Origin of the sequence: Romboutsia weinsteinii (assembly GCF_002250835.2) — a bacterium.
GTDB classification, from domain to species: Bacteria; Bacillota; Clostridia; order Peptostreptococcales; family Peptostreptococcaceae; genus Romboutsia_A; species Romboutsia_A weinsteinii.
Genome location: NZ_NOJY02000079.1, coordinates 1 through 9,394 on the forward strand (window position 1 = coordinate 1; position 9,394 = coordinate 9,394).

Annotated in this window: 10 protein-coding genes and 1 rRNA gene; 2 read left to right on the top strand and 9 right to left on the bottom strand. The window is 29.7% G+C overall.

The genetic code is table 11. From position 1 onward, the window contains the following. The first annotated feature begins 262 nt into the window (after positions 1-262). Complete coding sequence (locus CHL78_RS18550; protein WP_116041687.1) at positions 263-1,693, top strand: nicotinate phosphoribosyltransferase; 1,431 nt, start codon at positions 263-265, stop codon at positions 1,691-1,693. 30 nt (positions 1,694-1,723) lie between these two features. Continuing rightward, positions 1,724-2,155, top strand: coding sequence for an Lrp/AsnC family transcriptional regulator (locus CHL78_RS18555; protein ID WP_094367489.1), 432 nt, complete (start codon positions 1,724-1,726; stop codon positions 2,153-2,155). A 53-nt stretch (positions 2,156-2,208) separates the two neighbouring features. Here CHL78_RS18555 and CHL78_RS18560 read toward each other — a convergent pair whose 3' ends face one another. The 9 genes from CHL78_RS18560 to rrf form a co-directional block, all read right to left on the bottom strand. Next, complete coding sequence (locus CHL78_RS18560; protein ID WP_094367488.1) at positions 2,209-2,907, bottom strand: HD domain-containing protein; 699 nt, start codon at positions 2,905-2,907, stop codon at positions 2,209-2,211. 24 nt (positions 2,908-2,931) lie between these two features. Beyond that, the gene (rsmI, locus tag CHL78_RS18565) at positions 2,932-3,765 is read right to left on the bottom strand and encodes a 16S rRNA (cytidine(1402)-2'-O)-methyltransferase (protein WP_094367487.1); all 834 of its coding nucleotides are present in this window, start codon (positions 3,763-3,765) and stop codon (positions 2,932-2,934) included. After that, on the bottom strand, positions 3,766-4,518 hold the full coding sequence (locus CHL78_RS18570) for a tRNA1(Val) (adenine(37)-N6)-methyltransferase (protein ID WP_199534121.1): 753 nt from the start codon (positions 4,516-4,518) through the stop codon (positions 3,766-3,768). It lies immediately after the preceding gene. A gap of 117 nt (positions 4,519-4,635) precedes the next feature. Then, positions 4,636-5,523 (bottom strand): PSP1 domain-containing protein, encoded by an 888-nt coding sequence (locus CHL78_RS18575; protein ID WP_094367486.1) that lies wholly within the window; start codon positions 5,521-5,523, stop codon positions 4,636-4,638. Then, the gene (locus CHL78_RS18580; RefSeq protein WP_094367485.1) at positions 5,520-6,455 is read right to left on the bottom strand and encodes a DNA polymerase III subunit; all 936 of its coding nucleotides are present in this window, start codon (positions 6,453-6,455) and stop codon (positions 5,520-5,522) included. The genes CHL78_RS18575 and CHL78_RS18580 overlap by 4 nt, the downstream gene beginning before the upstream one ends. 2 nt (positions 6,456-6,457) lie before the next feature. Then, on the bottom strand, positions 6,458-7,147 hold the full coding sequence (locus tag CHL78_RS18585) for a dTMP kinase (protein ID WP_094367484.1): 690 nt from the start codon (positions 7,145-7,147) through the stop codon (positions 6,458-6,460). Between the two features lie 18 nt (positions 7,148-7,165). Beyond that, positions 7,166-8,584: an aminotransferase class I/II-fold pyridoxal phosphate-dependent enzyme gene (locus CHL78_RS18590; RefSeq protein WP_094367483.1), complete on the bottom strand. Its 1,419-nt coding sequence runs from the start codon at positions 8,582-8,584 to the stop codon at positions 7,166-7,168. A gap of 137 nt (positions 8,585-8,721) precedes the next feature. Continuing rightward, positions 8,722-8,913 (bottom strand): DUF378 domain-containing protein, encoded by a 192-nt coding sequence (locus CHL78_RS18595; protein ID WP_094367482.1) that lies wholly within the window; start codon positions 8,911-8,913, stop codon positions 8,722-8,724. 165 nt (positions 8,914-9,078) lie between these two features. After that, positions 9,079-9,195, bottom strand: a 5S ribosomal RNA gene (rrf, locus tag CHL78_RS18600). Positions 9,196-9,394 lie beyond the last annotated feature (199 nt).

A 9,394-nucleotide genomic window follows, 5' to 3' on the forward strand; every position in this document is an offset into this window, starting at 1 on the left:
CCTGCTAGTCCTATAGCAAAATCTACACCCTTGGAAGTTTCGCTTAGTATTACTTTATTCAACTCTCCCAAGTTATTGGAAAATATACTTCCTACTATACCGATAGCTATCATATAAAACCATATTCTTCCTATAATAATCGCCCCCTCTTTAATAATTTTATGATGCTTGACCTATACTTTATACTTGAAAGTTGTACTATATTATGTTTTAGTATATATGTGGGGTTTTTTATAATTTTTAATATTTAAGGAGATAAATAATGAGAAATTTAACACTTCTTACTGATTTATATCAACTTACTATGTTAAATGGGTATTTTGAGAAAAATATACATGAGGATATTGTAGTATTTGATATGTTTTTTAGAAAGAATGCATGCAACGGCGGCTATACAATAGTTTCTGGTATAGAGCAGTTCGTTGACTACATAAATAATCTTCATTTTTCTGATGAAGACTTGGAGTATCTGAGAAGTTTAAAACTATTCTCTGATAATTTCTTAACATTCTTGAAAGATTTCAAATTTACTGGGGATATATATTCTGTTGAAGAAGGAACTATCATGTTCCCTAATGAACCTATAATTACTGTTAAAGCACCTTTATATCAAGCTCAGCTTATAGAGACTGCCTTACTTACTATAGTTAATTTCCAATCACTTATAGCTACTAAAGCTTCTAGAGTATGTCTTGCTGCACAAGGGGATCCAGTATTTGAGTTTGGTCTAAGACGTGCACAAGGACCTGATGCAGGTACCTATGGAGCAAGAGCCGCTATGATTGGTGGATGTCATGGTACAGCAAATGTACTTGCCGGAAAATTGTTTGATGTTCCTGTTATAGGTACTCAAGCTCATAGCTGGGTACAAAAATTTGATACTGAATTAGAATCTTTCGAGGCTTATGCAGATGTTTATCCTGATAAATGTCTATTACTTGTTGACACTTATAACGTATTAAATAGTGGGGTTCCTAATGCTATAAAAGTATTTAAGGATTTAGCATCAAAAGGTCACAAGCCTCTTGGTATACGACTAGATTCTGGAGACCTACAGTACCTATCTGTTGAAGCAAAAAAAATGTTAGACGAAGCTGGATTTACTGATCTTTCTATTACAGCTTCTAATGATTTAGATGAATATACAATTACTAACTTAAAATCTGAAGGAGCTGCTATAAACTCATGGGGTGTAGGTACAAAGCTTATTACATCTGCTGATTCGCCTTCTCTTGGAGGAGTGTACAAGTTAGCTGCATCTTACAAAGGGGATTCTATAGAACCTAAAATTAAGGTTTCTGAGGATCCTGAAAAAATAAACAACCCAGGTTTTAAGAAAATTATTAGAATATACAATGCTGAAGGTAAAGCTGAAGCTGATTTCATCATGCTACATGATGAAGAAATAGATGCGACTAAACCTTTAACTGTTTTCCATCCAGTTTATACTTGGAAGTCTACAACTTTTGAAAGCTATACAGTTAAAGAACTTCACCAACCTCTATTTATTGGTGGTGAATGCAAGCACAATAAAAAAACTGTTATTGAAATAAGAGATTATGTTCAAGATGAATTAAGTACTCTGTGGGAAGCTTATAAGAGAATTTCAAGTCCTAAAGTTTATAAAGTAGATTTATCTAAAAAGCTTTGGGATTTAAAAAGCAACTTACTTGATACTAAAAAATTTGTATAATATATCATCTTAATTAAGGGGGATTACAATATGGATATTACAGATCACAGAATTATAGAGATTTTACAAGAAGATGGTAGAATCTCTATGAAAGACTTAGGGAAAATAGTTGGACTAACTTCTCCTGCGGTCTCTGAAAGGGTTAAAAGATTAGAAGAGTCTGGGGTTATAGAAGGATATAAGGCAATAATAAATCCAGATACTTTAGGTAGAGTTATAAAAGCTTTTATACATATCTCTTTACCTAGTACTATTTGTTACGAAGAGTTTATTAGTGAAGCTCGTCAAGACCCAAGAATAGTTGAATGTCATCATATAACTGGAGATGACTGTTCTCTATTAAAAGTTATAGTTAAAGATATGTATGAATTAGAAAATGTTATAGATTCTATAAAGAAAGTAGGATCTACTAAAACTTCAGTCATCTTATCTACACCTATACAGGCAAAATCTATACTTTAAATAAAAAATCCTATAGAAAAGTTTACTTATTTTAAAACTTTTCTATAGGATTTTTACATTCTTTTATATCTATATATATAGTTAGTTAAAATGTACTCCATATATGTTTTTATTACACCGCTATTTTCATTAGGATTCAAAAGTTTTCTTGTGGATACTACATCCGCATATCCTAATAATACTACTCCAATAACTTCATCTTTTAATATATCAAATATTTCGTATAATTTATCTTGGCTCATATTATTAGTCTTGTAAAACCCTAATAGTATCATATGGTATCTTATATACTTATATAATACATCCATAGATTTTTGAGATAAACTTAATTCTTCACCAATATTATAAGCTTCTTTAGCACCTATTTTTTCGTGACCTTTAAAGTGAGCTCTTCCTGTCTCATCTACAGTCTTTGCGCCAGGCTTACCTATATCATGCATAAATATACCTAATTTTAATAACTCTAACTTAGATATCTCTTCTTCTGTTTTAGTTGATAGGTACTTATAAATATTTTGTTTTAAATGACTTGGAAAAAAATCATCTTGTTTAAGCATACTTTCAAACTCACATAAAGCATTTAGTGAATGATCAAAGCAGTTTACTACATGATATTTGCATTCGCCTACTAATTTCATATCCTTAGTTATTGGAATGATTTTTTCTAGCTCTTTTTCTTCATCCAATTTATAAAGGCTACTATGTGTATTTTTACATTTCAAACTATTTAGTAGCTTATCTTGTAAATTCATATATATCACCCCAAGGCTAAAAATTTATAAATCTAACACTTGTTTATACACTATATCTTTCTTTAATTTTCTATCTTTACATACTATTTTAATAGCTTCTTTTTTGTCCACACCATCTTCTAGTAATTTTACTACATAGTCTCTTTCTGAAAGGTCATCAAAATTATTTTTAGATGTTACTTCACCTTTGAATCCATCAACTATTAAAACAAATTCACCCTTTACTTCTCTCTCATTGAAAATATTTATTACACTTTCTATGTCTTCTCTTATTATTTCTTGATACTTTTTAGTAAGTTCTCTATTTACAGATATATTTCTATTTCCTAAAATTTTAAGCATATCCTTTAAAGTATCTTTTAATCTGTGTGGAGATTCATAGAAAATTATTGTTCTCTTTTCTTCTTTTATAGATTCTAATTGCTCTCTCCTAGTTTTTTTATCTCTATCTAAAAAACCTTCAAATGCAAATTTATAAGTATTTAAACCTGATCCAACCAATGCTGTTACAAATGCTGTTGCTCCTGGTAATACTTCTACTTCAATGTTATTTTCTATTGCTTGTCTTATTATTTGCTCTCCTGGATCAGATATCCCCGGCATACCTGCATCACTTATTACTGCTATATTTTCACCATCAAGTAATTTATTAATTAGGTAATCACCTTTTGTATTTTGATTGTGATCATGATAGCTAGTTAGTGGTTTTGATATATCAAAATGATTTAAAAGTCTTATACTATGTCTAGTGTCTTCAGCTGCAATTAAGTCTACTTCATTTAATACTCTTAATGTTCTATATGTTATATCTTCTAAATTACCAATAGGTGTTGGGCATATATATAATTTTCCGCTCATTTATATCTCTCCTATATCTTCATTTGCATATACTGCTTTTAATTCTTCAGTATATTGTCCATCTTCACCATAAACATATAATGGATCTAGTATTCTAAGTTCTGGTCTTCCATCCTTAACAAATTCTACTAATAATAAATTAGGTGCTTTTTTAGGCTTTGGATGTATAAACTGTACTACCTTTGGCTCTAATCTATACTTTCTACCTAGTTCTATTATATCAACTAATCTTGTTGGTCTGTGTATCATAAAGAACTTACCTTTTGGCATAGTAAGTCTTGATGCAGCTCTTATTACATCCTCTAAGTTACATTTTACCTCATGTCTAGATATAGCTTTTTTATCATTTGGGTTTTTTATTCCATCTATATGCATATATGGTGGATTAGACGTAACCACATGATATCCGTGAACTTCTAACTCTTTATCTATATTCTTTATATCTGCATTGATGATTCTAACTCTGTCTTCTAATTTGTTTAATTTTACAGAACGAGTAGCCATTTCAAACACATCTTCTTGTATCTCTACGCCTACTATTTCCTTAGCTTCACTTTTACCTGCTATTAGAGTTGGTATTATCCCTGTACCTGTTCCTAAGTCAACTACTCTTGCACCTCTTTTTACTTTTGTAAAGTTTGCTAGTAGTACAGCATCAACTCCAAAGCAGAATCCATTAGTATCTTGAATTAACTTTAATCCTTTTAACTGTAAATCATCTATTCTTTCTGTGTCTTTTAATTTTATGTCCATAATTATCTCCTTTAAACATTCATTACTTTTATCTGTAAAAAATCACTATAATAAGTTTTATACAGTAATTATTTAAATCTCTTATATATAAAAAGGTAGGAAAAAATCCCTACCCCATTAGTCTTCTAATTTCTTTAACTCTCTTAATGTAGCCGCATCTATATCTTCATTCTTATTACCACAATTTCCACCACATTTTTTAGGTTCTTGTAATACTTTTACTTCTTCTCTATGATATACTTTTATATTTTTATCACTAAGTTCAACTTTAACTTGTTCTAATAATGGGTTAATTTCCATTACCTTTCCCTTACCATCATCAACCTTAACTAAAGCTCCTACTGATGGCATAATATCTATAGCTTCAGCATATACATCATGCTCATACTTTAAACAACAGAATAGTCTTCCGCATATTCCTGATATCTTTGTAGGATTAAGCGATAAACTTTGATCTTTAGCCATTTTTATTGAAACTGGTTGGAAATCTCCAAGCCATGAAGAACAACAAAGTCGTCTTCCACATGGTCCTAATCCACCTATTGATTTTGCTTCATCTCTAACTCCAATTTGTCTTAACTCTATTCTAGTTTTAAATATAGCTGCTAAATCTTTTACAAGCTCTCTAAAATCTATTCTTCCTTCTGCTGTAAAGTAGAATATTAGCTTATTTCTATCAAAAGTATATTCACAATCAATTAAAAACATAGTTAATTCATGCTCTTTTATTTTTTGTTGGCATAATTCAAAAGTTTCTTTTGCTTTTGCTTTATTTTCTTGATATATTTTAGTGTCTTCTTCTGTAGCTACTCTTATTATTGGTTTTAAAGGTGAAACTAGTTCATTTTCTTCTATTTCTTTTGGTCCTACTACTACCTTACCGTACTCTAATCCCCTTGCAGTTTCAACAACTACCTCCATATTTTTTTCTATTGTCAAGTCAACTGGATCGAAGTAGTATATTTTCCCCGCGTTTTTAAATCTAACACCCACTATTTTTATCATTTAATCACCTCATATATATTCAAAGCCATAACTTGTATGCTTGTATTGAAATTACAATTGCTTCTTATCTTTTTCTTGGTTTCTTCTATTATATCAATAATCTTAGATACTTGAGAATAGGTAATTTTTTTGCTCATATTTTGTATAAATACCATCTTGTCCGCATTTATAATCATACTTTTATCTATTCCCTCTTTAGACATCATTATATCTCTAAAATAATTTATCATCATATCAAGTACATTTACAATTTGGGATTTATATTTATCTATATTATTGGGGATATCTAATATTTCTACTATATTTTTATCTAAAATAGTTTGTATATAGTTTTGTATATCTTCTCTCATTATTGCAAAATCTGCTGACTCAGATAATTCAAGAGCTTTACTTATACTTCCTCTTGAAAATGTAGCTAATAACTGTGCCCTTTGTTCTTCTATATCATTACCCATAAGATATTTTTTTAAATCCATAAGAGATATAGGTAAAAACTTTATAATTTCACATCTAGATTTGATAGTATCTAATAAGGCTTCTTTATTATTCGTAATAAGAATCATTATAACATACTCTGGTGGTTCTTCTAATGTTTTAAGTAAAGCATTTTGAGCTTCTATAGTCATTTTTTCTGCTTGATTTATTATGTAAATTTTATAATCACTATGAGGCTTTACTATAATATCTGTTTGTAAATCTCTAACCTGAGCTATCTTTATACTATTTCCATCTGGCTTTATACTTATATAGTCTGGACTATTGTTCACATTTTCACTCTTAAGGAGTATACTTGAAAATTCATCTGTAAATGTCTTTTTTCCTACACCGTCAATACCCTCAAACATATATGCATGGTTAACCTTGCTATTTTTTATAGAGTTTCCTAAATATTTCTTAGCAAACTCCTGACCTATAATATTTTTAAAATACATATCTACCTCTCCATAGATTCTATTGTATCTTTAACTAGTTTATAAATTTCTTCATGTATGCTTTCTATGCTTCTAAGTTCATTATTTTCTACGCAATTTATCTTTTTCCAATTATACTTATCAGCTATATATAAAGCATTGTTATAAGATTTTTCTAAGTATGATATATCACTCTCATGTATATCCTTCTTATCCTCACCTGTAAACTTATTTTTTCTATTTTCCATAAGCTTCTTACTAAACTCTATTGGAACATCTAAAAATATTACACAATCTGGCTTTGGTATCTTGTACAAGTTAAACTCAAAGTCTTCTAGCCATTCTAAATAATTTTCTCTATCTTCAATATCCATCTTAGACGCTTGATGGACCATATTAGACGTTGTATATCTATCCGAGATAACTATCCCACCTTCATTATAAAACGTCTCCCACTGTGTTTTAAATGATGCATATCTATCTCCTGCATAAAATGTTGATGACACATAAGGATCTACATCTGTAGGCTTACTTCCGAATTCTCCTCTTAAATACATTTTTACTAGTCCTGATGACTCAGAATCATAATTTGGAAACTCAACTTTCTTTATATTATTTCCTTCTTCTAAGAGCCTCTCATATAGTCTTTTAGTTTGAGTAGCCTTTCCACTTGCATCTGAACCACTCTCTATGATTATTAACTTACCTTTCATATTTTATATCCTCCAAAACTAATTAATACTGTCTATTATTTGTATAAATTCTAAATTAGAATCTTTAATTCCGTTTACATTCATTCCTTTTTTGTGGCACATTCGTATATAATCAATTATTTCCTCGGTGATAATTTCCCCTGGCGATAATAAACTTATCCCTGGTGGGTAAGGTATTATATACTCACCGCATATCTTTCCTATGCTTTCATATATTTTAACACTTTTCTTTACTTTATAAAATGCTTCTCTTGGAGTTAATACTTTTGTAGGTATATTTATTGGATATTTAATATCTTCATATATCTTATTACCCTTATATCTATTAGTAATATCATCTAATGCCGTTTCTAAACTTATGAAATCCTCTTTATCATTTCCAATTGTACTTATTAATAAAACTCCATATGGATTAGATAGCTCCACCTGTATATTATATTCTTCTCTCAAAATATCCTCAAGCTCATATCCACCTATACCTATATTTTTCAAAGATATAAATATTTTTGTTTTATCATCTGTATCATATATCTCAATATATTTATTATTTTTAAATTTTAATTTTAGATTCTCTATATTCATTAAGACCTTGTCCATTAAATCTCTTCCATACTTATTATATATATCTGTTGCAAGTTCTAGAGAAGAAATTAACATGTATGAAGGACTTGAAGACTCTACTATTCTTAGTATGCTTAGTAGCCTATTTTCATCAATCCTGTCCCCTTGAACATGTATCATAGAAGATTGAGTAAATGCAGGTAAAGTTTTATGAGTACTTTGGATAACTATATCCGCCCCCTCTTCTAAGGCTGTCTTTGGCAGTTTATTACTTAGACCTAAATGAGCGCCATGAGCTTCATCTACTATTACCACTATATCTTTACTATGAGCATACTTACATATACTCTTTAAATCATAGGTCATGCCATAATATGTTGGATAAGTTAATAGTATAGCTTTTGAATCTACATTAGAGTCTATAATCTCTATCGCATCTTCTGTTCTTATTCCTTGTACTACATTAATATCTTTATTTATTTGAGGTTTTATATATATAGGATCTATATCACCTAATATACATCCATTTATCACTGATTGATGGCAATCCCTATTTACTATTAGTTTATCTTTAGGATCGCATACAGACATGATAGCAGACTGTATTCCACACGTACTTCCATTTACAAGGTAATATGTACTCTTACTTTTAAATACCTTAGACGCATTTATTTGAGAGTCTTTGATTATATCTTCTGGTGAAAGTAGATTATCTGTTCCTGGTATCTCTGTAGTGTCCATCTTATATATATTTTTTACTATATCCCCATAACCTAGACTGTCGTAAATTTTACCTAACTTATGTCCTGGGACATGAAAAGAAATTAAATTTTCATCTACTAATTGTTTTATTTTATTTATAACTAAGTTTTCCATATGTATCTCCTTTTGTTACTAATATGCTTAAGTCTAAGTTATTTACTACTAATTAATATTTTATTATATATCCATTTATAAGCATAGAAAAACCGCTGATATTTATACATCAACGGTGAATATTTAGATTAAATTTATTATGTGTTTTTATTAGGTACTGATATAATAGCTAAATATACCCCAGCTATTCCAACTATAAAATATATAATCCTACTGAAAACTTCATAAGTTCCTCCAAATACATTGCCTATCAAATCTACTCCAAAGACTCCGATTCCGCCCCAATTAAGTGCTCCAACTATTACTGTAATAAATGCATACTTTTTCATATATACATCTCCTTAGAAAATTAGTCATTATAATCTTAATAGCTAGCGTATGTTCTTCAAAATAGTTTTTCCTAATTTATCTTAAGACATACCTGATCAGTTTAGTTTTATAAATTTAGTTTTATTATTCGTTTCATAGTTTATATTTTTGTATAAAAAAAGATTACGTGGCTACGTCTTACTCTCCCAGGCAGTTGCCCACCAAGTACCATCAGCGCTAGAGAGCTTAACTTCTGTGTTCGGAATGGGAACAGGTGTATCCTCTCTGCTATTGTAACCACATAATCTCTTATGCTTAATATTTCTATTAAGTTATTTAGAGTTAATACTCTAAAAACTGCAAACATTTAAAATTCATGACATTCATTTCGCCAACGTCTAAATATTCATATTCATTCATATTTATCCCGTTGCTCAAATATATATATTGGTCAAGTCCTCGACCTATTAGTATCGATAAGCTACATACATTACTGCACTT

What these genes read in the sequence shown, in the direction of transcription:
- CHL78_RS18555 (WP_094367489.1), top strand. Translation starts at nt 1,724, where the DNA reads ATGGATATTACAGATCACAGAATTATAGAGATTTTACAAGAAGATGGT.
- CHL78_RS18595 (WP_094367482.1), bottom strand. Translation starts at nt 8,913, where the DNA reads ATGAAAAAGTATGCATTTATTACAGTAATAGTTGGAGCACTTAATTGG.
- CHL78_RS18560 (WP_094367488.1), bottom strand. Translation starts at nt 2,907, where the DNA reads ATGAATTTACAAGATAAGCTACTAAATAGTTTGAAATGTAAAAATACA.
- CHL78_RS18585 (WP_094367484.1), bottom strand. Translation starts at nt 7,147, where the DNA reads ATGAAAGGTAAGTTAATAATCATAGAGAGTGGTTCAGATGCAAGTGGA.
- CHL78_RS18570 (WP_199534121.1), bottom strand. Translation starts at nt 4,518, where the DNA reads ATGGACATAAAATTAAAAGACACAGAAAGAATAGATGATTTACAGTTA.
- rsmI (WP_094367487.1), bottom strand. Translation starts at nt 3,765, where the DNA reads ATGAGCGGAAAATTATATATATGCCCAACACCTATTGGTAATTTAGAA.
- CHL78_RS18590 (WP_094367483.1), bottom strand. Translation starts at nt 8,584, where the DNA reads ATGGAAAACTTAGTTATAAATAAAATAAAACAATTAGTAGATGAAAAT.
- CHL78_RS18575 (WP_094367486.1), bottom strand. Translation starts at nt 5,523, where the DNA reads ATGATAAAAATAGTGGGTGTTAGATTTAAAAACGCGGGGAAAATATAC.
- CHL78_RS18580 (WP_094367485.1), bottom strand. Translation starts at nt 6,455, where the DNA reads ATGTATTTTAAAAATATTATAGGTCAGGAGTTTGCTAAGAAATATTTA.
- CHL78_RS18550 (WP_116041687.1), top strand. Translation starts at nt 263, where the DNA reads ATGAGAAATTTAACACTTCTTACTGATTTATATCAACTTACTATGTTA.